General features: G+C 60.0%; 20 protein-coding genes. 12 read left to right on the forward strand and 8 right to left on the reverse strand.

Going from position 1 to position 22,342, the window contains the following annotated elements:
- The first annotated feature begins 38 nt into the window (after nucleotides 1–38).
- The gene (locus NMB39_RS02025) at nucleotides 39–1,958 is read left to right on the forward strand and encodes a patatin-like phospholipase family protein (RefSeq protein WP_494339656.1); all 1,920 of its coding nucleotides are present in this window, start codon (nucleotides 39–41) and stop codon (nucleotides 1,956–1,958) included.
- A 71-nt stretch (nucleotides 1,959–2,029) separates the two neighbouring features.
- Complete coding sequence (locus tag NMB39_RS02030) at nucleotides 2,030–2,917, forward strand: formate/nitrite transporter family protein (protein WP_043046222.1); 888 nt, start codon at nucleotides 2,030–2,032, stop codon at nucleotides 2,915–2,917.
- Here NMB39_RS02030 and NMB39_RS02035 read toward each other — a convergent pair.
- A complete protein-coding gene (locus tag NMB39_RS02035; protein ID WP_367235688.1) occupies nucleotides 2,911–4,170 on the reverse strand; it encodes a cation:proton antiporter in 1,260 nt (419 codons plus the stop codon). The two genes, NMB39_RS02030 and NMB39_RS02035, sit on opposite strands and share 7 nt — an antisense overlap.
- A 102-nt stretch (nucleotides 4,171–4,272) precedes the next feature.
- Between NMB39_RS02035 and NMB39_RS02040 the strand changes: the two genes are divergently transcribed.
- Together NMB39_RS02040 and NMB39_RS02045 are read left to right on the forward strand one after the other, a co-directional pair.
- Entirely contained in the window at nucleotides 4,273–5,106 is an 834-nt protein-coding gene (locus NMB39_RS02040; RefSeq protein WP_057022969.1) for an EamA family transporter, read from the forward strand.
- Between the two features lie 31 nt (nucleotides 5,107–5,137).
- Nucleotides 5,138–5,524: an MAPEG family protein gene (locus tag NMB39_RS02045; protein ID WP_057022871.1), complete on the forward strand. Its 387-nt coding sequence runs from the start codon at nucleotides 5,138–5,140 to the stop codon at nucleotides 5,522–5,524.
- 63 nt (nucleotides 5,525–5,587) lie between these two features.
- Here NMB39_RS02045 and mltA read toward each other — a convergent pair whose 3' ends face one another.
- Entirely contained in the window at nucleotides 5,588–6,781 is a 1,194-nt protein-coding gene (mltA, locus tag NMB39_RS02050; protein ID WP_198719214.1) for a murein transglycosylase A, read from the reverse strand.
- 129 nt (nucleotides 6,782–6,910) lie between these two features.
- Between mltA and NMB39_RS02055 the strand changes: the two genes are divergently transcribed.
- Nucleotides 6,911–7,360 carry a c-type cytochrome gene (locus NMB39_RS02055; RefSeq protein ID WP_046069891.1) on the forward strand — a complete coding sequence of 150 codons (450 nt, stop codon included), beginning with the start codon at nucleotides 6,911–6,913 and terminating at the stop codon, nucleotides 7,358–7,360.
- 6 nt (nucleotides 7,361–7,366) lie between these two features.
- Here the strand turns inward: NMB39_RS02055 and NMB39_RS02060 are convergent, their stop codons facing one another.
- The 4 genes from NMB39_RS02060 to NMB39_RS02075 all read right to left on the reverse strand — a co-directional run bounded on the left by NMB39_RS02060 (nucleotide 7,367) and on the right by NMB39_RS02075 (nucleotide 11,782).
- A complete protein-coding gene (locus tag NMB39_RS02060; protein WP_057022873.1) occupies nucleotides 7,367–7,762 on the reverse strand; it encodes a DUF1090 domain-containing protein in 396 nt (131 codons plus the stop codon).
- A 39-nt stretch (nucleotides 7,763–7,801) separates the two neighbouring features.
- Nucleotides 7,802–9,466 carry an NAD-dependent DNA ligase LigB gene (ligB, locus tag NMB39_RS02065; RefSeq protein ID WP_198719213.1) on the reverse strand — a complete coding sequence of 555 codons (1,665 nt, stop codon included), beginning with the start codon at nucleotides 9,464–9,466 and terminating at the stop codon, nucleotides 7,802–7,804.
- A gap of 110 nt (nucleotides 9,467–9,576) precedes the next feature.
- Nucleotides 9,577–10,767, reverse strand: a complete 1,191-nt coding sequence (metK, locus tag NMB39_RS02070) for a methionine adenosyltransferase (RefSeq protein WP_367235693.1) — start codon at nucleotides 10,765–10,767, stop codon at nucleotides 9,577–9,579.
- A 19-nt stretch (nucleotides 10,768–10,786) separates the two neighbouring features.
- On the reverse strand, nucleotides 10,787–11,782 hold the full coding sequence (locus NMB39_RS02075) for an ArsR/SmtB family transcription factor (protein ID WP_367235695.1): 996 nt from the start codon (nucleotides 11,780–11,782) through the stop codon (nucleotides 10,787–10,789).
- Nucleotides 11,783–12,041: 259 nt separating this feature from the next.
- Here NMB39_RS02075 and tkt point away from each other — a divergent pair, with 259 nt between their 5' ends.
- The 6 genes from tkt to fba all read left to right on the forward strand — a co-directional run bounded on the left by tkt (nucleotide 12,042) and on the right by fba (nucleotide 18,397).
- The gene (tkt, locus tag NMB39_RS02080) at nucleotides 12,042–14,039 is read left to right on the forward strand and encodes a transketolase (RefSeq protein ID WP_005792201.1); all 1,998 of its coding nucleotides are present in this window, start codon (nucleotides 12,042–12,044) and stop codon (nucleotides 14,037–14,039) included.
- A gap of 138 nt (nucleotides 14,040–14,177) precedes the next feature.
- Nucleotides 14,178–15,233, forward strand: a complete 1,056-nt coding sequence (epd, locus tag NMB39_RS02085; RefSeq protein ID WP_057022875.1) for an erythrose-4-phosphate dehydrogenase — start codon at nucleotides 14,178–14,180, stop codon at nucleotides 15,231–15,233.
- A gap of 17 nt (nucleotides 15,234–15,250) precedes the next feature.
- Nucleotides 15,251–16,414, forward strand: coding sequence for a phosphoglycerate kinase (locus NMB39_RS02090; RefSeq protein ID WP_043046203.1), 1,164 nt, complete (start codon nucleotides 15,251–15,253; stop codon nucleotides 16,412–16,414).
- A gap of 31 nt (nucleotides 16,415–16,445) precedes the next feature.
- Nucleotides 16,446–16,673, forward strand: a complete 228-nt coding sequence (locus NMB39_RS02095; protein WP_046069886.1) for a hypothetical protein — start codon at nucleotides 16,446–16,448, stop codon at nucleotides 16,671–16,673.
- A gap of 63 nt (nucleotides 16,674–16,736) precedes the next feature.
- On the forward strand, nucleotides 16,737–17,069 hold the full coding sequence (locus tag NMB39_RS02100) for an MliC family protein (protein ID WP_057022876.1): 333 nt from the start codon (nucleotides 16,737–16,739) through the stop codon (nucleotides 17,067–17,069).
- 263 nt (nucleotides 17,070–17,332) lie between these two features.
- Complete coding sequence (gene fba / locus NMB39_RS02105; RefSeq protein WP_003177554.1) at nucleotides 17,333–18,397, forward strand: class II fructose-bisphosphate aldolase; 1,065 nt, start codon at nucleotides 17,333–17,335, stop codon at nucleotides 18,395–18,397.
- Between the two features lie 59 nt (nucleotides 18,398–18,456).
- Here the strand turns inward: fba and NMB39_RS02110 are convergent, their stop codons facing one another.
- Nucleotides 18,457–18,804, reverse strand: coding sequence for a hypothetical protein (locus NMB39_RS02110; protein WP_124356341.1), 348 nt, complete (start codon nucleotides 18,802–18,804; stop codon nucleotides 18,457–18,459).
- 430 nt (nucleotides 18,805–19,234) lie between these two features.
- Entirely contained in the window at nucleotides 19,235–19,900 is a 666-nt protein-coding gene (locus NMB39_RS02115) for a polysaccharide lyase family 7 protein (RefSeq protein WP_043046198.1), read from the reverse strand.
- 310 nt (nucleotides 19,901–20,210) lie between these two features.
- On the opposite strand from NMB39_RS02115, the gene NMB39_RS02120 reads away from it, so the two are divergent.
- Nucleotides 20,211–22,316 (forward strand): putative bifunctional diguanylate cyclase/phosphodiesterase, encoded by a 2,106-nt coding sequence (locus NMB39_RS02120; protein WP_057022877.1) that lies wholly within the window; start codon nucleotides 20,211–20,213, stop codon nucleotides 22,314–22,316.
- The last annotated feature ends 26 nt before the right edge of the window (nucleotides 22,317–22,342 follow it).

Below are 22,342 nucleotides of genomic sequence, written 5' to 3' on the forward strand. Positions count from 1 at the left end.
ATCACTCAGGCCTACACCCTGTAGAGAGAGCCTCGTGTATGAATGTCTCCAATTCCGCCGTACAAAATCAGCCACTATTACCTCTAAACCTCGATCAAGAGATGAGGACGCCGTTGGTCAAAGGCGTGGGCGAAAGCAAGGTGAGTGTTTTTCGCCACGGCGATGGGCGTGTGGAAGTGGCGCTGTCACCGCCGCCCCCGGCTCACTTGGTGCTCAGTGGTGGTGGCGCCAAGGGCATCGCTTTTGCGGGGATGGTGCAGGCCCTTGAAGAGGCCGACAAACTGAAAGACATCAAGGTGGTTTCCGGCTCATCTGCCGGTGCGATCTCTGCAGTGCTGCTCGCCAGCGGCATGGACGCCAAGGCCTTCACAGAGTTGTCGAACAACCTCGATCTGCCCAGCTTGCTCAACAGCAAAGACCCGGTCCTGGCCTGGTTGCAGAATGTCAGTTCCCAGCTTGGCAAGCTCGCCGGCAAGCTGCCTGGCCCGGCGGGTAATATTTCTCAACTGTTGCTGACCATGTTGCCTCGCCTGCAAACCGAGGCACAGCCACTGGAGGAATTGATCCGCGACCAGTCGCGTCAATCGGCACTTGCTCATATCGCGAACGTGCCCGCAGCCAAGCGACCGACCGAAGTCACGGAGATCGCCGACCGGCTCAGTGCGGGAGCAGGGCCCACCTTTCGCGACCTGGAGGTGTTGAGCCGCCATATCCCGGCAATCAAGCAGCTCAACATCACCGGTACGGGCATGTTCGATGGCCGCCCGCAATTGGTGGTGTTCAATGCCAGCTTGACGCCGGATATGGATATCGCCCGTGCTGCGCATATTTCGGGTGCACTGCCGGGCCTGTTCAAGAGCCCAACCGAACAAGGTCATGCGTTCCAGGCGCAGGCAGAAGTCACGGCGTTCCAGGACGGCGGCCTGTTGCTCAATACGCCGGCTCCCGGTGTTATCGAACGTTCTTTCCCGGAAAGTCCCCTGAGCAAGGACGAAACGCTGATCGTAAAATTCGAGTCTGAAAAGACTTCCGAACCGCCCAAAAGTGGCGGTTTTTTCAGCTTTCTGGGCGATACCTTTACGGCAACCCCGCACACCGCCGCCGAGGCCTACCAGGATGAACGGCTCAAAGCGTTTGCGGAGCAGACGGTAACCTTGCCGCTGAAATCGGAAAAGGGTGATTTCAGCGGCCTGCTCAACGGCACTGTCAACTTCACCATGACCCCTGAGCAGAAGCTGCATCTGCAAGCCAAGGCTCACCAAGCGGTGTCGGGGCATCTGGAAAAGCGCGAACTGGTGCGTGAGCGCCATGAGTTCGCGTCCTTGGACGATGCTGTGATGGCGATGGATGATCAAATGCTTGCCGGCGTGCAGGATGAACTGCAAAAGGATCCAGCCGGCGCAGATGCGCTGCGGTTTCGCCAGGAGGCACAACAGGCGTTGCAAGCGTTGGACGCTGCGATCAGCGAAGCCAATCAGTCAAGCACATCGCTGGTGATTACGCCGAAGCTGGCTTCGGCGCTACGCAACCTGGATGCTCTGGCCAGCAGGCCCGAGCACATCGAGTGGCTGGGCAAGCGCTTGAATGCACCGGGCCATCGTAATTTCCAGCAGCTTTTGCAGGTGGGTGCCAGGCTGGCAGCGGGTAACGCCCGAGACATGTCCAAAGTGTTGAACAGTGCTGTCGGTGAAATGAAACGACGGGATATGCGGGTAAAGGCCGAGAACTTTACGCGGGAGGTCATCTACCCATCGCTATACCGTCCTGGCCAGCCGGCATCCAACGTTGAACTGTTACAGCGTGCGGCGCGTGACCTAGGGGAGGCGACGACACCGCAAGAGTTCAACAATGTGCTCAACGGCATCATTAAGTACTATCAAGCGCGTAATAAGCCCTGGAGCGTCCCGTTCAGTTCTACCACCGTAGAACAGGCAAAGGCCTGGCGCATTCCCGTTTAGTTGTCGAGCCATTGAACAGCCATCGTTGCGGCAGGTCGTAGTTTCAAGCACCTCTCGGACTCTGGTACATCATGGCCACTCAAGCAGACGGCAAGACCCCCAACCTGTCGCAGGAAGAGCAACAGGACGTCGACAAGAACCAGCCGCCGCGCGCGGCGGTTCTGCACGAAATCATCCGCACCCAGGGCGATCAGGAACTGGAGCGCAGCGTCGCCGCCTTGTGGTGGTCGGCACTGGCGGCGGGACTCACCATGGGGCTGTCGTTGATGGCCATGGGTTTGCTCAATTCACGCCTGCCGGACGGTGAAGGCTTCAAGGTGATTGCCAGCTTCGGCTATTGCGCGGGGTTTCTCGCAGTGATCCTGGCACGCCAGCAACTGTTTACCGAAAACACCCTGACTGCGGTGCTGCCGGTGATGAGCAAGCCTACCCTGGGCAATGCCGGTCGTCTGTTGCGGCTATGGTCAGTGGTGCTGGTGGGCAACCTGTGCGGCACCTTGCTGGTGGCTTACGTGATGCTGCACTTGCCGATTTTTGACACCAAGACCGACCTGGCCTTCCTCGACATCGGGCGCAAGATCATGGAAAACGATCCCGGTCAGATGTTTGCCAAGGGCATTGTCTCCGGCTGGATGATCGCCACCATGGTCTGGATGATCCCATCGATGGAAAGCGCGAAGATGTGGATCATCATCCTGATCACTTACCTGATGGCGCTGGGGGACTTCACCCATATCGTCGTCGGCTCGGCGGAAGTGTCGTATCTGGTGTTTGCCGGCGAGTTGCCATGGAAGGACTTCTGGCTGATTTTCGCCGGGCCGACGCTGGCCGGCAATATCATCGGCGGCAGCTTCATCTTCGCACTGATCAGTCACGCGCAGATCCGCAGTGAAAGCAGCCTGCCGGGCAAAGCGGCTGCGGATCCAAGGCATCCGCAGCAGATCAACAAGGATCAGTGAGGTTCAGGCGTGACCTGGGGCTCGTCCTGGGTCACGTGCTTGACCAGCTTGCCGATGCTCAAGCCCTGCAACAGGATTGATGACAGCACCACGATGTAGGTGATGCTCAGCAGCAAGTCACGCTCCGGGCCGAGCGGCAGGGCCAGGGCCAGGGCGACCGAGACGCCACCACGCAAGCCACCCCAGGTCAGGATGCGGATAGTGCCACGTGGCACCGTGCGCCAGCGCCGCAGGAGCAGGATTGCCGGGGCCACCGTCAACAGGCGCGAGAGCAATATCGCCACGGCCAGCAAACTGGCCGCGAACACGTGCAGCCAGTTGAACGGCAATAGCAGCAGCTCCATGCCGATCAGCGCAAACAGCAGGGCGTTGAGCATGTCGTCAAGCAGTTCCCAGAAGCCATCCAGGTAACGACGGGTCATGTCGTTCATCGCCAGCTTGCGCCCCAGGTTACCGATGATCAGTCCCGCGACGACCATCGCAATCGGCGCCGAGACGTGCAGTTCCGAAGCCATGGCCGAGCCGCCGATCACCAGGGCGAGGGTCAGCATGACTTCGATCTGATGCTGTTCGATGCTCTTGATCATCAGGTACACGAGGTAGCCGATCAGCCCGCCAAAGGCCACGCCGCCAATGGCCTCGTGGGCAAACAGCATCGCAGTGGCGCTCACGGTGGGCGTCTGGCCCAACTGCGCGATGCCCAGTAACACGGTAAACACCACTACCGCGGTGCCGTCGTTGAACAGCGACTCGCCGACGATGGTGGTTTTCAAAGGTTTCGATGCTTTGGCGGTACGCAGTACGCCAAGCACCGCAATCGGGTCGGTGGGGGAAATCAAGGCGCCGAACAGCAGGCAGTAGAGGAAGCTAACGTGCCAGCCAAACAGGGCGAAAATGTAGTACGCCAGGCTGCCGATCACGACGGTGGCGATCAGCACGCCAAAGGTTGCCAGCAAGCCGATGGGCCAGCGGTAGCTGCGCAAGTCGTTCAAGTTGACGTGCAAGGCGCCGGCGAACAGCAGGAACGAGAGCATCCAGTTCATCAGCAGATCGCCGAAATCGATCTGGCCGATCAGTTGCTGGACGCGTTCCTCCAGGCCCGGGTAGCCGAGCACGCTCAGGCCTTGCAGGATCAGCGAAAAGATCAGCGCGGTGACCATCACGCCGATGGTCGGTGGCAGGCCGATGAAACGGAAGTTCACATAGGTGAGCAGGGTGGTAAGGCAAATGAAGGCGGCAACAAGTTCAAGCATCCGGGGTCCTTGGAACGGGAAGTGTAGGCACACGAGGTGCGCCGAAGCAGGGTTTAGTATAAACATGTGCAGTTACATGAAGAATCAATTGCGGAGGTCCTGGTGGTAGCGACAGCTCTGGTGCTGGTAGCGGCGCTGTTGCATGCGACGTGGAACACCTTGATCAAATTCAGTGGCGAACGTTTGTTGGTCATCGCCTGCATGGACAGTGTGGCGCTGCTGTTCGTGGTGTTCGCGGTAGGGTTTGTGTCCTTGCCGCCGCTGGGCATCTGGCCGTGGATCATTGCCTCTGCACTGTTTGAATTGCTCTACCGCTATTTGTTGATCCAGGCCTATCGGGTCGGTGACCTGGGCCTGGTGTATCCGCTGATGCGCGGCTTATCGCCTTTGGTCGTGCTGATGCTGACCCTGGTGTTTGCCGGCGAGGTGCTGAGTACCCAGCAGATCCTGGGCATTTTGCTGATCCCGTTCGGCATGTTGTGCCTGTTGTGGCAGGGCGGGGGCGGCGACCGGTTGCCGTGGTCGATGCTGCCGGTGGTGTTGCTGATCGGCCTGTGTATCGGCTGTTACACCTTTCTGGATGGGCAGGCACTGCGGCGCTGGGCGCACCCCTTGGATTACCTGGTGTGGCTGACGCTGCTCAGCGCCTGGCCGTTTCCGTTGCTGGCATTGGTGCGAAAACGCGCAGCGTTCGGCCTGTTCTGGCGCACCCAATGGCGGTTGGGGCTGAGCGTGGGGTTATGTGTGTTGTTGAGCTACGCTTTGGTGCTTTGGGCCATGCAGTTGGGCTCAATTGCCGAGGCCGCCGCGCTGCGGGAAGTCAGCGTGATTCTGGTGGTGCTGTTCGGCATGCGTTATTTGAAAGAACCTTTCGGCCGGCCACGGCTCATAGCCTGTGGGTTGGTGTTGATCGGCATGTTCGTGATGAAATTCTAACCGTCGGATAAATCCAAAAAAGGAATGAGTGATGACAGTGGCTTTCTGGTGTGTGTTGATTGCATTTTTTCTGCCTTACTTGTGCATTGGCGTGGCCAAGTTCAGTGGCGGCAAGTTCGGGCTGCGGCACAATCACGACCCGCGTGCGTTCCTCGATACCCTCGAAGGCTTCGCCAAACGCGCCCATAGTGCCCAGCTCAACAGTTTTGAAGTAACCCCCGCGTTTGCCGCAGCAGTGATCATTGCGCACCTGGCCGGCACGGCAGAGCTGGTGACGATCAATGTACTGGCGGTGTTGTTTATCACCAGTCGCCTGTTGTACATCATCTGCTACTTGGCGGATTGGGCCATTTTGCGATCGCTGGTGTGGTTCGTGGGGATGGCGTTGATCGCGAGTTTCTTCTTCGTCTCGATCTAGAGCCTGATGCAGAAACCTTGTGGGAGGGGGCAAGCCCCCACCACATTTGATCTTCAGCGTTTGTCAGGTACCAGCTGGCGCCTCTGGTACCTGAGGCAATGGCGCACCCTTTGGCCACAACATCCAGATCTGCCCCTGTTGCTTCATATTCCCTGCCAGCTCGCCTGCCGCATCACCCGTGCCCCAGAACAGGTCTGCCCGCACTTCGCCGGTGATTGCGCCGCCGGTGTCTTGGGCTGCAACGGGCCGGATGATCGGTGAACCGTCGGGTTTGGTGGTCGACAGCCACAGCAGGCTACCCAGCGGGATCACCTTGCGATCCACCGCCACGCTATAGCCGGCGGTCAATGGCACGTTCAGCGAACCGCGCGGGCCTTCGTTGCTGTCGGGGCGGGCGCTGAAGAAAACGTAGCTGGGGTTGCTCGCCAGCAGCTCTGGAATACGCTGCGGGTGTGCCTTGGCCCAGGCACTGATGGCGCCCATGGTCACCTCTTCTTTTTTCAGCTCGCCTTGCTCTACCAGCCAACGGCCGATAGGGCGATAGGGGTAGCCGTTCTGGTCGCCATAACCGACACGCAGTTGGCGCCCGCCCGCCAGTTGAATACGCCCCGAACCCTGGATCTGCAGGAATTGCAGGTCCATCGGGTCAGTCAGCCAGGCAATCGGCTTGGCGGTCGAACCTTGGCTGTTGAGGGTGCTGGCGTCGTCGTAGGGCTTGAGTACGCGGCCTTCCAGGCGCCCGCGCAGACGCTTGCCCTTGAGCTCAGGGTAGATACTTTCGAGGTTGACGATGATCAGGTCATCCGGCACACCGTATACCGGCACGTGGGCGCTGGCGGTTTTTGTCAGGCTGCCAGGGTAGACCGGCTCGTAATAGCCGGTGATCAAGCCATGTGGGGTGTTGTCAGCCGAACGCAGGCCGAATACATCCAGGTGCTCTTTGAGGAAGCCACGGACCGCCACGGCATCGCCCGGTACGCTGGTCGCGGCTGCGCAGGTCGTGCCCCACACCGGGTCGGCCTTGAGGCGCTGGCAGGCACTGCGCCAGGATTCAAACCCGGCCAGCAAGTCGCTGTCGGCGACAACCGGCAAGGCTTCCCAAGGCGCACTCACATAGGTGGCGACGGCGTGAGGCTTGGCTTCTTCTTTGGCGACTTCTTTGTCGGTGTCTTTACCTGCATCGCAGCCGGCCAGCAGCGCGATCATCGGCAGAGCCCACGCCAGGCGGCGGCTCCAGGGTTTCAAGGTGACATTCATCTAGGCAATTCCTGAAACGATTGCCCGTGCGTCGCTGCAGGCGGGCAACCCTTATTATTAATAGGGCTATTGGTCTTTGTGGGCGGTGCGAGGATACTGGCCGCCGTTTTCCGTGACCTTGAAGCCATCATGATGTTAAAAAAACTGACCGTTGTACTGCTGGCCTGCCTGGCCTTGTCCGCCTGTGGCGGTGTCGACCCCAATTCCCCTCTGGGCCAGCGCAAGGCGATCTTCAAGCAGATGCTCAAGACCGGCGAAGACCTGGGCGGCATGTTGCGTGGACGTATCCCGTTCGACGGCGCCAGGTTCGCCGAGGGAGCGGTCAAGCTGGATGCCTTGTCCCATGAACCGTGGAAGCATTTCCCGAGTGTGCGCGAAGAAGACCACACCAGCGCCAAGGACGATGTCTGGCAAAAACAGGCGCAATTTCAGCAATTGGCCCGCGACCTTGAGGCGGCCACCGGTGAATTGGTGATCGCCAGCCAATTGCAGCCCTACAAGGCCAGCAACCTCCAGCCTGCGGTGCAGAAAGTCGAAGATGCCTGCAGCGCCTGTCATAAGCAGTTCCGCGACCACTGACCGGGTTTATTGGTCGAGTTCTTCCACCGCGTCCTGCAACTCTTTGCGCGACTCGGCCAGCTTGTCCTTACGCTTGTCGATCTTGTCCGGATCGCCTTTTTTCATGGCCTTGTCGAGGTCGGCCTGACGGCGGCTGACTTCATGCTTGGCGTCCAGCACCTTGTTTTCACGCTCTTTACGCAAGGACGCATCAGTGCAGTGGGCGGTGACTTCGGCCAGGGCTTTTTCCAGGCCGGCTTGCTGGGCGCTGTTGCCATGGGCCTTGGCCTGATCTATCTGGGTGCTGATGGCCTGGCGCTTGGCGGCGCAGCCGGTAAGCGGCTGCGCGTCTTCGGCGGCCAGTAGTGGCGTGGCTGTGAAACTTGCGAGGGTCAGCAAGGCAAGGGGGGCGAGAAATTTCATATAAAGCTCCAAGGTCGCAATCAGGTGGCCGGGCGGCGTTCAAAACCCATCTATCCCGGCCCCGCGTAGTGTTTCAGCCAAGGCTTGTACCTGCGGGTCGCGAAAAAAAGCGCTGAGTTGCGCCGCACGTCCCGGGCCGATGCCGTCTGAGGCCAGCCAGGCTTGGGTGTCTTTGGCGACCAGTGTCTGCCAGTCGCCTTCCAGGTTGTTGCGCGCCGCAGGCGGTACGCCCAAGGCCTTGAGCCAGTCTGAAAAAGGGCGTTGCCGGGCGCTTTGAATATTGTCGAGCACCCGCGCACGGGTGCGATCACCGAAGCCCTCAATGGTAGCAAGCTGGGCCGCATCCAGGGTTAACCAATCGAGAAAGCCTGCGATTAGACCCGCCTGGATCAATATGTTCCAGGTTTCACGGCCCATATGTGGCAAGGCCAGGCCCTGTTTGCCGCTCAACCAGGTCAGGCGGGCGAGCAATTGATCCTCGCAGCCGGGGGCCAGTTGCCAGCAGCTCAGGGCATGAAAGGCCCGGGTATCGGGGACCTGCACATCCACCCTTGTGGCGTTGCGCAGGACCACCTCATCCAGTCGGGGAATCACCTGGCCCGCCAGGCTGATGGACACTTGGTCGCCGGGACGGATGTCCAGGGTTTTCCAGCGTTTCAATGAGCTGGCGCTGACCCGGCTGATCTGTCGATCATCCAGGCGCACGGGTTCCAGCTCGAGGATGGGGGTAATGCGCCCGGTACGACCGACCCGAAACTCGACGTTGCGCACCAGCGCCAGGGCTTTCACGGCCGGATACTTCCAGGCCACCGCCCAATAGGGGGCGCTGGCCTGCCAGCGTTCGGCGGGCGCCCGCACGGCCTGGTGCAGTACCACCCCATCGCTGGCGAAGGGCAGTGGCGCGTTGTACCAATGCGTGCGCCAATGCGCAGCTTTGCTGATGTTCTCGATAGGGTGGCTGTAACGCTGGCTGTCGGTAAAGCCCCAGTGCGCCAAGGTGGCCAGGCGTTCGTTGAAATCGCTCGGCCCATCGGGCCAGGCCCAGACGAATAAGCCGATCCCTGCTGCCTCGGCATCGCTCAACTGTCGACGGTTCATCAGGCCAGCCACTTTGCTGCGTGCACTGAGCCCACCTTTCATCGATTGCACGTGGTGGCTCAGGCGCCAGTAAAGTTCGCCTTGCAACACCACATCCACCGCGTCTGGCAGCTGTTGCACGATGCCCGGGATCCTGCGCCCGGAGGCCGACCAGTCGTGCCCCAGCAGGCCATCGCCCCGGCTGATGAGCTGGTGCAAGCGACCCTGTCGATACACCAGCGTCACCGCGACGCCGTCGACCTTGGGCTGGACCCATACATCGTGACGGGTGCTGAGCCAGTCACTGACTGCCGACTCGTCCAGCAGCTTGTCCAGGCCGGTGTGCGCGACCGGATGAGGTAATGTGCCGCGTGAACTGGCCAGCGGGTTATCAGCTTCCGGCGTAGGCTGGAGGGTGCATTCGCGCCAATGCGCCAGGCGCTGGCGGGCCTGGTCGTAGAGTTCGTCACTGATGGAGGATTGGCCCTGGCGGTGGTAACTGTCGTCCCACTGGCTGACCTGCCTGGCCAGGGTATCGAGTTGCGTGCGAACGTCATCGGGGCACGTTTCTGCCCACGCCCAGCTGGAAAGAACACTGAGAAAAAAAGCCATGAACCTATGCATCATGAGCATCCTTGCTCGAAAAGGGTGCCCAGCCTAAGTCATTCAAGCGCCCACAAAAAAGCCCCGATTGCACGGGGCTTTTTACCGGGTGTTTCTGTCTGTAGCGCGAACGCTTACAGGCCGGCGGCAGTGCGCAGGTCGTTGGCGCGGTCGGTTTTTTCCCAGGTGAAGGTGCTGAAGGTGTCGTCGCCAACAGTCTTCTGCGCGGGGGTACGACCGAAGTGACCGTAGGCTGCGGTTTCCTGGTACATCGGATGCAGCAGGTCAAGCATGGTGGTGATCGCGTAGGGGCGCAGGTCGAAGATCTCACGCACCAGCTTGACGATCTTGTCATCGCTGATCTTGCCGGTGCCGAAGGTATTCAGCGAGATCGACGTCGGCTGGGCCACGCCAATGGCATAGGAAACCTGGATTTCGCAGCGCTCGGCCAGGCCGGCAGCCACGATGTTCTTGGCCACATAACGACCGGCGTAAGCCGCCGAACGGTCAACCTTAGAGGGATCCTTGCCGGAGAACGCACCGCCGCCGTGACGGGCCATGCCGCCGTAGCTGTCGACGATGATCTTGCGCCCGGTCAGGCCGCAGTCGCCCACCGGGCCGCCGATGATGAACTGGCCGGTCGGGTTAATGTGGAACTGGGTGTCCTTGGTCAGCAACTCGGCAGGCAACACGTGCTTGACGATCAGCTCCATCACGCCTTCACGCAGGTCGGTGTAGGACACGTCCGGGTTGTGCTGGGTCGATAGTACAACGGCGTCGATCCCTACGACCTTGCCGCCTTCGTAGCGGCAGGTCACCTGGGACTTGGCGTCCGGGCGCAGCCATGGCAACAATCCGGATTTACGTGCCTCGGCCTGACGTTGCACCAACTGGTGGGAGAAGGTGATCGGCGCAGGCATCAGTACGTCGGTCTCGTTGCTGGCGTAGCCGAACATCAGGCCCTGGTCGCCGGCGCCCTGGTCTTCAGGCTTGGCCCGGTCAACGCCCTGGTTGATGTCGGGCGACTGCTTGCCGATGATGTTCATCACGCCGCAGGTCGCGCCATCGAAGCCGACGTCGGAGCTGTTGTAGCCAATATCGGTGATCACATCACGAACGATCTGCTCGAGGTCGACCCAGGCCGTGGTGGTGACTTCACCGGCGATGATCGCCACGCCCGTTTTCACCAGCGTCTCGCACGCCACGCGGGCGAACTTGTCTTCAGCGATGATAGCGTCCAGCACCGCGTCAGAGATCTGGTCGGCGATTTTGTCCGGATGCCCTTCAGACACGGACTCGGAGGTGAAAAGGGAGTATTCGCTCATCTCGATGTTTTCCTGATATTTACCGATGGTGAGTGTCGCCAGCCGGCCGCTGAAAATGGCGGACCTGAATCTGGAAACCATTACGTAAACCTACATAGAGGCTTTCCCCGGGAACGAGTCCCGCAGCGGTGGCCCAACGGGCCAGATCGTCCTGTTCAAAACCCAGCCAGAGATCACCGCAGGCCTCCTTGGCCCAATTCTGGTTGTGGCTGCATAAATCCGTCACCAGCAGGCTACCACCGGGGTGCAGCAACCCGGCCATTTGCTTGAGGGCATCGGCCGGTGCGGCGAAATGGTGCAAGACCATGTTCAGCACCACGCAATCGGCCCGCAGGCCGGTGTCACCCAGGGCGTCGGCCAACTGCAGGCGCACATTGCCCAAGGCTTCGCGCTCACAGAGCTGGCGCGCCAGCTCCAGCATCGCCGGGCTGTTGTCCAGCGCCGTGACCTGCACAAAGCGGCGCGCCAGTTCCGGCAGGAAACCGCCGTCGCCAGGGCCGACTTCCAGGGCCGTGGCCTTATCACTGAAGCTCAGCTTGTCCAATAGCGCCAGCACGCTTTCGCGGTACTGGGCCAGCCCGGCGATCAGGTCCTGCTGGGCGCGAAACTTGTCGGCAACCCGGGAAAAAAAATCCTGGCTGGCGGCGGCGCGTTGCCCGTGCACCTGGCCGATCCGCGATTGCACATCGCTTGGCAGGCCCAGGTTGTCCACTTCCTCAAGCAGCGCCGCATGCAATTTGCCGCCCAGCTGTTCGGTATGGGGCAGGGCGCGGCGGTAAAAGATCGCATTGCCTTCGCGGCGGGTGGCCACCAGGTCGGCCTGGGCCAGCACCTTCAAATGGTGGCTCATGCCGGACTGGCCGATGGCGAAGATCTGCGCCAGTTCCAATACCCCGAAAGAATCGTTGGCCAGTGCACGCAATACGTTCAAGCGCAACGGATCGCCAGCGGCCTTGCACAAGGTTGCAAGCTCATCGCCATCGTCAGGACGCAGGGAGGGCACGGGTAGGTTCATAAGGCCAGCAGTCTAGTGACGGGTTGGGATCCCCGCAAGGCCAATATCAAAAAGTTTTGATATTGATCGATAAGTGGCGGTTATAAGCCACCGCTATAACCCTTAGACGAACCTGTGGCAGGGTTCTGCAAGGGATAACTGTAGAAACCTCGGGAAAAAGCTCTTCAAGTGACTATCTGTCATTGCCCGCAGGCGGTGGCTGAGGGAAAATGCCGGTCCTTTTTTCCGTTTCTTTTAAGCAAACTCCAGGAGATCAGCGATGCCCAGCCGTCGTGAGCGTGCCAACGCCATTCGTGCCCTCAGCATGGATGCCGTGCAAAAAGCCAACAGCGGCCATCCCGGTGCCCCGATGGGCATGGCGGATATCGCCGAGGTACTTTGGCGTGACTACCTGAAACACAACCCGAGCAACCCGTCGTTCGCCGACCGTGACCGCTTCGTGCTGTCCAACGGCCACGGCTCGATGCTGATCTACTCGCTGCTGCACCTGACTGGCTACGACGTCACCATCGACGACCTCAAGAGCTTCCGCCAGCTGCACAGCCGCACCCCGGGCCACCCGGAATTCGGCTACACCCCAGGCGTTGAGACCACCACCGGTCCCCTGGGCCAAGGCCTGGCCAACGCCGTAGGCTTTGCGCTGGCGGAAAAAGTCCTGGGCGCGCAGTTCAACCGCCCTGGCCACGACATCGTCGACCACCACACCTACGTGTTCCTGGGTGATGGCTGCATGATGGAAGGCATTTCCCATGAAGTCGCGTCCCTGGCTGGCACTCTCGGCCTGGGCAAGCTGATCGCCTTCTACGATGACAACGGCATCTCCATCGACGGTGAGGTCGAAGGCTGGTTCACCGACGACACCCCCAAGCGTTTCGAAGCCTACAACTGGCAGGTGATTCGCAACGTCGACGGCCACGATCCTGAAGAAATCAAGATCGCCATCGACACCGCGCGCAAGAGCGCACAGCCGACCCTGATCTGCTGCAAGACCACTATCGGCTTCGGCTCGCCGAACAAGCAAGGTAAAGAAGACTGCCACGGCGCCCCACTGGGTGACGCGGAAATCGCCCTGACCCGCGAAGCGCTGAAGTGGAACCACGGCCCGTTTGAAATCCCGGCCGACATCTACGCCGAATGGGATGCCAAGGAAAAAGGCCTGGCCACCGAAGCCGAATGGGACCAGCGTTTCGCTGCCTACTCCGCCGAATTCCCGGAACTGGCTAACGAGCTGGTACGCCGTCTGGCCGGTGACCTGCCTGCCGACTTCTCGGCAAAAGCCTCGGCCTACATCGCCGAAGTCGCGGCCAAGGGCGAGACCATCGCCAGCCGTAAAGCCAGCCAGAACACCCTGAACGCGTTTGGCCCGCTGCTGCCTGAGATTCTCGGCGGCTCGGCCGACCTGGCCGGTTCCAACCTGACCCTGTGGAAAGGCTGCAAAGGTGTCTCGGCAGAAGATGCCAGCGGCAACTACATGTACTACGGCGTGCGCGAGTTCGGCATGAGCGCCATCATGAACGGCGTGTCCCTGCACGGCGGCCTGGTGCCATACGGCGCGACCTTCCTGATGTTCATGGAATACGCCCGTAACGCCGTGCGCATGGCCGCACTGATGAAGAAGCGCGTGATCCATGTGTACACCCACGACTCCATCGGCCTGGGCGAAGATGGCCCGACGCACCAGCCGGTCGAGCAACTGACCAGCCTGCGTACCACGCCGAACCTGGATTGCTGGCGCCCAGCCGACGCGGTTGAATCGGCCGTGGCCTGGAAGCACGCCATCGAGCGCAAGGACGGCCCTTCGGCGCTGATCTTCTCGCGCCAGAACCTGCAACACCAGGTACGTACCGACGCGCAGATCGCCGACATCAGCCGTGGTGGTTATGTGCTCAAGGACTGCATCGGCGAGCCGGAGCTGATCCTGATCTCCACCGGTTCGGAAGTGGGCCTGACCGTCCAGGCCTACGACAAGCTGACCGCCCAGGGCCGCAACGTACGCGTCGTGTCCATGCCGTGCACCAGCGTGTTCGAAGCCCAGGACGCCGGCTACAAGCAGTCGGTGTTGCCTTTGCAGGTCAGCGCGCGTATCGCCATCGAAGCGGCCCACGCCGACTACTGGTACAAGTACGTGGGCCTGGAAGGCCGCGTGATCGGCATGACCACCTACGGTGAGTCGGCGCCGGCACCAGCGTTGTTCGAAGAGTTTGGTTTCACCCTGGAAAATATCCTGGGTCAGGCTGAAGAGCTGCTGGAAGACTAAGTCAGTCTGCGTTGTCTGCACTGGCGCTATCGCGGGCAAGCCCGCTCCCACATTTGGATCGCGATCTAATGTGGGAGCGGGCTTGCCCGCGATAGCGATAGTGCATTCGGCACCGAACTAACCTTGATCGAGAACCCCATGCCCCAACCGCGTCCTTACAAAGTTGCACTCAACGGCTACGGCCGCATTGGTCGTTGCGTCTTGCGTGCGCTGTTCGAGCGAGGGACGGCGGCCGGGTTTGAAATTGTCGCGATCAACGATCTGGCCGATATGGCCAGCATCGAATACCTGACACGCTTTGACTCCACCCACGGCCGCTTTCCCGGCGAAGTGCGGGTCGACGGCGATTGTCTGCATATCAATGGCGACTGCGTGAAAGTGTTGCGCAGTGCCACCCCCGAGGGCATCGACTGGGCGGCGCTGGGCGTCGACCTGGTGTTGGAATGCTCCGGTGCCTATCACACCCGTGCCGATGGCCAGCGTTTTCTCGATGCCGGTGCGCCGCGTGTGCTGTTTTCCCAGCCGATGGCCAGCGAGGCGGATGTGGACGCCACCATCGTCTACGGCATCAACCAGGATTGCCTGACTGGCGATGAGCTGCTGGTGTCCAACGCTTCGTGTACCACCAACTGCAGCGTGCCGCTGTTGCGCTTGCTGGATCAGGCGATCGGTGTGGATTACGTGTCGATCACCACGATTCACTCGGCAATGAACGACCAGCCGGTGATTGACGCTTATCACCACGAAGACCTGCGCCGTACGCGTTCGGCGTTCCAGTCGGTGATTCCGGTGTCCACAGGTTTAGCTCGCGGCATCGAGCGACTGTTGCCGGAACTTGCCGGGCGAATCCAGGCCAAAGCCGTACGGGTGCCGACGGTGAATGTGTCTTGCCTGGATATCACCATGCAAACCGTCAGCGACACCGATGCGACGGAGGTCAACCGGATCCTGCGCGAGGCCGCCACCAGCGGCCCGCTCAAAGGCCTGCTGGCCTACACCGAGTTGCCCCACGCCAGTTGCGATTTCAACCATGACCCGCATTCGGCGATTGTCGATGCCAGCCAGACTCGCGTTTCCGGCCCGAGGCTGGTGAACATCCTGGCCTGGTTCGACAACGAATGGGGCTTTGCCAACCGAATGCTGGATGTTGCGGAACATTATCTGCACATCGCCTCTAAACAACCTCAACAGTAATTCAGGAACTGCGACCCATGACCGTGTTGAAGATGACCGACCTCGATCTGCAAGGTAAACGCGTACTGATCCGCGAAGACCTCAACGTCCCAGTCAAGGACGGTGTTGTCACCAGCGATGCGCGAATCCTGGCCTCGCTGCCGACCATCAAGCTGGCCCTGGAAAAAGGCGCAGCGGTGATGGTCTGCTCCCACTTGGGTCGCCCGACCGAAGGTGAGTTTTCTGCCGAAAACAGCCTCAAGCCGGTAGCTGAATACCTGAGCAAGGCCCTGGGCCGTGACGTGCCGTTGGTGGCTGACTACCTGGGTGGTGTTGATGTTAAGCCTGGCGATATCGTGCTGTTCGAAAACGTGCGCTTCAACAAGGGCGAGAAGAAGAACAGCGACGAACTGGCCCAGCAATACGCGGCGCTGTGTGACGTGTTTGTGATGGACGCTTTCGGCACTGCACACCGCGCCGAAGGTTCGACCCACGGCGTGGCCAAGTTCGCCAAGGTTGCCGCTGCCGGCCCGCTGCTGGCCGCTGAACTGGATGCATTGGGCAAGGCCTTGGGCGCTCCGGCCCAGCCGATGGCCGCCATCGTCGCCGGCTCCAAGGTCTCCACCAAGCTGGATGTACTCAATAGCCTCAGCCAGATCTGCAACCAGTTGATCGTCGGCGGCGGCATCGCCAACACCTTCCTGGCCGCAGCCGGCCATCCGGTGGGCAAGTCCCTGTACGAGCCGGATCTGTTGGATACCGCCCGCGCCATCGCCGCCAAAGTCAGCGTGCCATTGCCGGTGGACGTGGTCGTAGCCAAAGAGTTCGCTGAAAGCGCCGAAGCCACCGTCAAGCTCATCGCTGACGTGGCCGCTGACGACATGATCCTGGATATCGGCCCGCAAACTGCGGCCAACTTCGCCGAACTGCTCAAGGCATCCCAGACTATCCTGTGGAATGGTCCGGTGGGCGTGTTCGAGTTCGACCAGTTCGGCAACGGCACAAAGGTACTGGCCAAGGCGATCGCTGAAAGCTCGGCTTTCTCCATTGCCGGCGGTGGTGACACTCTGGCGGCCATCGATAAATACGGCGTTGCTGATCAGATCTCCTACATTTCTACCGGTGGCGGCGCGTTCCTCGAGTTCGTCGAGGGCAAGGTGCTGCCAGCCGTGGAAGTGCTGGAAACCCGAGCCAAGGGCTAAGGCTCGCGTGATCAGGAAAAGGAGTGTTCCCATGATCAAGTCGTTGGCACTGGTAATCGCAGCAGGCCTGCTGGCCGGCTGCGGCAGCACGCCAAGTGCGGCGCCCGAGGCGGATAACGCCAAGGCGCCGCTGAAAAAAAGCTGTTACCAGGCTGACTGGCAAGCCGAGACCATGCCGGTGATCAACAAGCGCATCGGCAACGAACGGCTGGAGAAATACGATTCCGCGCCCAACGGTCAGGAACAGGGTTGCCCATGACGGGTCTGATCCACTAACCGACAGCAAAGGCGGCCTTCCGGGGTCGCCGTTCGAGGATTGGCAATGAAAGGCGTTTTCGCCCTGGCAGCCCTGGCCCTGTTGGCTGGCTGCAGCAGCATGAACATGTTTAACAAGGCAGAGCCTGCCGATAAGTGGACCACCTGGACCTGCGACAGCAAGGCCGAGGTCAACTGGCGCTTTGCCAACCAGGCCCGTAGCGAGGTGGATGTACGCCTCGGTGGTTCGGACCAGGTTTACCGTCTCAAGCAGGAGGTTTCCGCCTCGGGCGTGTTGTACAGCGACGGCCAGTTGGCGTTTCACACCAAAGGTGAGGAAGGCCTGGTTTACTGGGTGGCCACCGATGATTTGATCGGGCGCGGTTGCAAAGCTCAGTGAAATTTTGACTGTAATGAGATCCAAATGTGGGAGGGGGCTTGCCCCCGATAGCGGTCTGCCGGACACCCATGTGCTGGCTGACACACTGCAATCGGGAGCAAGCCCCCTCCCACAGTAAATCCGGTTCCAAAGTGAGAGCCGGTTACTGCAATAACGATTCAGCAGCACAAGGTTCAACCCCTTGATCTGCAATAACTTGAATAGCAGCCGCCGCTACGGCAGGCTTGCACGATTAACGACCCTCGACCGGGAGAGACAACACAATGGCACTTATCAGCATGCGTCAAATGCTGGACCACGCAGCCGAGTTCGGCTACGGCGTCCCAGCCTTTAACGTCAACAACCTTGAGCAGATGCGCGCCATCATGGAAGCCGCTGACAAGACCGACTCCCCAGTGATCGTCCAGGCTTCGGCCGGTGCGCGCAAATATGCCGGCGCCCCGTTCCTGCGTCACCTGATCCTCGCCGCCATCGAAGAATTCCCGCATATCCCGGTGTGCATGCACCAGGACCACGGCACCAGCCCTGACGTGTGCCAGCGCTCCATCCAGCTGGGTTTCAGCTCGGTGATGATGGACGGCTCCCTCGGCGAAGACGGCAAGACCCCGACCGACTACGAGTACAACGTGCGCGTGACCCAACAAACCGTCGCCATGGCTCACGCCTGCGGCGTATCGGTTGAAGGTGAGCTGGGTTGCCTGGGTTCGTTGGAAACCGGCATGGCCGGTGAAGAAGACGGCATCGGCGCCGAAGGCGTGCTGGATCACAGCCAGATGCTGACCGACCCGGAAGAAGCGGCCGACTTCGTCAAGAAGACCCAGGTCGACGCCCTGGCCATCGCCATCGGCACCAGCCACGGCGCCTACAAGTTCACCAAGCCGCCTACCGGCGACGTGCTGGCCATCGACCGCATCAAGGAAATCCATAAGCGCATCCCCAACACCCACCTGGTGATGCACGGTTCTTCCTCGGTACCGCAAGAGTGGCTGGCGATCATCAACCAATACGGCGGCGACATCAAAGAAACCTACGGCGTACCGGTTGAAGAAATCGTCGAAGGCATCAAGTACGGCGTGCGTAAGGTCAACATCGATACTGACTTGCGTCTGGCCTCGACGGGTGCAATGCGCCGCCTGATGGCGACTAACCCGAGCGAATTTGACCCACGTAAATTCTTCGGTGCTACTGTGACGGCGATGCGCGATGTGTGTATTGCTCGCTACGAAGCGTTTGGTACTGCGGGTAATGCGTCGAAGATCAAGCCGATTTCGTTGGAAGCGATGTACCAGCGGTATTTGAAAGGTGAGTTGAACGCTAAGGTGAATTGAGCCTTAGGCGTTGAAGAGAAGCCCGCAGTGATGCGGGCTTTTTTATTATCGGTAGTGCTCTAATAAGTCTTTTTCAAGTCTATGCGATGGCTTCCGCCGTTCAGCCAATAGTTTCCGCTTAACGTGTCGAACGGTTGAGAGACGGTTACTGCATTTGAAACCAGTGAAAATGCATAATTTGCTGCGCTTCCGGGCGCGCTGGATAACTCGAAGCTGGCTTGACCTCCATGTTCAGCATTCGCAAAACTGTATTTGCCAATGAGCGGGTTGGCTCTGATGCCATCGTGATAGTCTGCCTTTATTTCGCCAGTACTGCTATTGGCTGCCGTAATGGTCAAGTAAAAATTCTGATTGGCGTTGCCGGCTCTAACTCCTGCATAGGTTCCCATTGGATTAGGCATTGTCATAGCTGCGCTCCTTATGGTGAAACTTCAAGTGTGGGAGCGTTTAAATTAGCGGGCCCGACAATAGAGATCACCTGTCAAAGTTGACAGTTTTTTATACCGTTTCGAGTTGATGCGCTGAGCGAGCAGGACTTAGGTAATCTAAGTGACCATTGGTCGCAAGCGAGCAATGCCGAAGGGTATTAAAAGCTGAGGTTATTTCTAATATACCGGGACTGTTTTGAAGGGTGCGGTTTAACGCTGTATGGCTGCGAAACCCTATCGCTGTTCAGCCAGTGGCCGGCTTAACTGGCCGCGACGGCCCTGTAGGACGAACCTCAGGCCCTCAGGCCACACAGGGCAAGTGTGGGAGGGGGCAAGCCCTCTCCCACAGGGGATCTGGAATGATCCTTGTGCTTATCGGACGTTGCCTACTCGAAATAGGCCAATCCATTTACTCGTGATCAATATCCAACTTCGCAAACGTCACCCGTGCCCCCTCCTGGCTGTCCCCACTGTTGTCCTGCACATACACCCCCGCCTTGAAGTACAACGGCTTGTCGCCCCAGGCCGCGCCGATGCGTTCATTCCACTCACTGTCGGCGGCATACACGCTGAGCAGCCCGGCTTTGTTCAGGTTGATCACGTAGGTGAAGCTCTTCTCCAGCGGCACATTGGAGGCGACGATTATCACCCGGCTTTCGGCTTCATCCGGGCGCATGCGCACCTTGGCGACGATATTGCCGGTCTGGGTTTTTTCCTTGAACTGGTACTCCAGCTTAATCAGCGGCTTTTGGCTGTCATAGGCGTGGATCTGGCCGATCACGATTTTGCCGGACGAGGGCACCTGATTGACCGCCAGGGTGGCGCGCAGAAAGTTGTCGGCCTCGGGGTAGGTCCAGTTGCGCAGGCGGCCGTCGGCGTAGGTTTCGCGCAGTTCGCTACGCGGGTAGATGGCGTTTTCGGTGCGGGTGCCGGTAACGGGGGTCCAGAACTGCACGTCGCTGCCTTCGGCCTGGAAGTATTGATCGTTGAAGCCGCTCAGTAGCCTCGGGGTGTCGATGGTCGTGGGCGGGGAGCCGACCGGAATGCTGAGGTTCCAGGTGGAAAGGTCGATCATGGTGTTGGCCTTTTACAGAGGGTGAAAGCGTTGGCCCGCAGGCCTTACCGGTTCTTTATAGGCGCTGCTCGTACGATTGTTAAACAATTGCTGGCAATTTATTGGCGTCAGAGGAATGCCAAAAAGCCATGTTGCCCATGAATCGCGGGCTACAGGGCCTTACCGTTAGTCGGCTACCTTGGCTTTGGTGCAATGAGGGCATTCGCGTCACTTCTGCTTTTTTGGAACCGGGGCTAGAGTGAGCCCTCAGTGTTTATCCGGCCTTTGTATCAGAAGTGACCGGTGCAGCTCCCTAAGGAAGAGACGTAGCATGGATGGCGCTCCACAACCCGGCGATGCAAGTTCGGTTCTTCTGGTGGTCGATGACTACCCGGAAAACCTCGTCAGCATGCGTGCGCTGTTGCAACGTGAAGACTGGCAGGTGATCACCGCCACGTCCGGCCTGGAAGCCTTGGAGTTGCTGCTGGCCCACGATGTCGACCTGGTGCTGCTGGACGTGCGCATGCCCGGTATGGACGGCTTTGAGGTGGCGCGCCTGATGCGTGGCAACCAACGCACACGCATGACGCCAATTATCTTCCTGACGGCCACTGCCCAGTCCCCCGCGGCGGTGCTTGAAGGCTATGCCAGCGGAGCGATCGACTACCTGTTCAAACCGTTTGACCCGCATATCCTCAAGCCCAAGGTGCAGGCGTTGCTTGAGCATCAGCGCAACCGCCGTGCCTTGCAGTGCCTGAGCCATGACCTGGAGCTGGCCAGGGCCTTTAATGCCTCGATACTGGATAACGCTGCCGAGGGCATCCTGGTGGTGGGCGAAGGCAGTGTGATCGAGTACGCCAACCCGGCTATCTCGCGTTTGCTGAACGCCACGATGGCTGAGCTGCAGGGCGAGAGTTTCCTGAGTTTCCTGCAAAAACCCCATGTGCCCGCCTGGTTGGGCTTCCCGATGTACGAGGCGTATCGCAGAGGTGAGACATGGCGCCAGCATGACGCCATTTTGCGCACCGGGCGCGGCCAGCAGGTGCCGGTGGCATTGTCCTGTGCGCCGTTGCCCGCCGAGCAGAAGGCCATGGTCGTGACGGTGCTGGACATGTCCGAAGTGCGCCATCTTCATCAGCAACTGGAATTCCAGGCCGTGACCGACCCGTTGACCGGGCTGCTCAATCGTCGTGGATTCCATCAGGCGGTAGAGAGCACCTTGTTGCGCAACGAACGCAACGAGCAGGCGCTGGTCTTGCTGTACCTGGACTTGGATGGCTTCAAGCGGGTCAACGATACGCTGGGCCACGACGCTGGCGACCGGGTGCTGCGCTGGGTGTCGGAACAGATGCAAGCCTGTCTGCGCTCCTACGACATTCTCGGGCGCATGGGCGGGGACGAGTTCACCGCGTTGCTTGAGTTGGAATTTCCCGAACAGGCGGCGAAGATCGCGGAAAAGCTCATCGAGCGAGTCTCTGTGTGCCAGCAGGTCGACGGTTTGGAGGTGATGCTCGGGGTCAGTATCGGGATCGCGACGTTCCCGGATTGTGGCTCGGACCTGAATGGTCTGTTACGAGCGGCGGACATTGCGATGTACGAAGCCAAGCGGGCCGGCCGTCAGCAGTATCGTTATTACGACCAGGAAATGAACGGCCGTGCCCGTTCGCGGCTGATGCTTGAAGACAGCGTGCGCACCGCCATTCAAAACAAGGATTTCACTCTGGTGTACCAGCCCCAGGTTTGTGTTGTGGATGGACGTTTGCGCGGTGTCGAAGCGTTGTTGCGCTGGCAGCATCCAAGCGTCGGCGATGTACCGCCGGGTCTGTTCTTGCCGCTGCTGGAAGAGGCGCGGTTGATCAGCCAGTTGAGCGCCTGGATCTACCAGCAAGTCGCTGCCCAGCGCCAAGCCTGGCAGGGCGTCTTCGACCCTGAGCTGGTGCTGAGCGTGAGCCTGAGCAGCAGCCAGTTCAATATGCCCAACCTGGCCAGCCAACTGCAGCAGATCCTGGAGCGATATGGGCTGCAGGGGCGGCAACTGGAGGTGGAAATCGGCGAGAACTGCCTGATGAGTAACCTGGAGGAGTCGACCAAACAGCTGCAGCTATTGCGCCGGATTGGGGTGCGTATTGCCCTGGATGACTTTGGTTCAGGTCACTGTTCATTGGCCCATTTGCGGGACTTGCAGTTCGATACCCTCAAGCTTGACCCGCAACTGGTGGCGCGTCTGCCCGGTTCGACGCGGGATGCGGCGATGGCACGCAGCATCATCCAGTTGTGTGGGCATTTTGATGTGCTGGTGATTGCCGAGGGGGTGCAGACCCTTGAGCAAATCCAGTGGCTCAAAGCCAATGGTTGCACGCACATTCAGGGGCCGTGGGCGGCGGCGCCATTGATGGCCGAGGACGTTGCTGGTTGGTCGTACCCGCGTTTGCCTTGAATTTGCTACACTGGCGCCCGTCCGAA

The sequence above is a fragment of the Pseudomonas sp. FBCC-B545 genome (genome assembly GCF_059134095.1).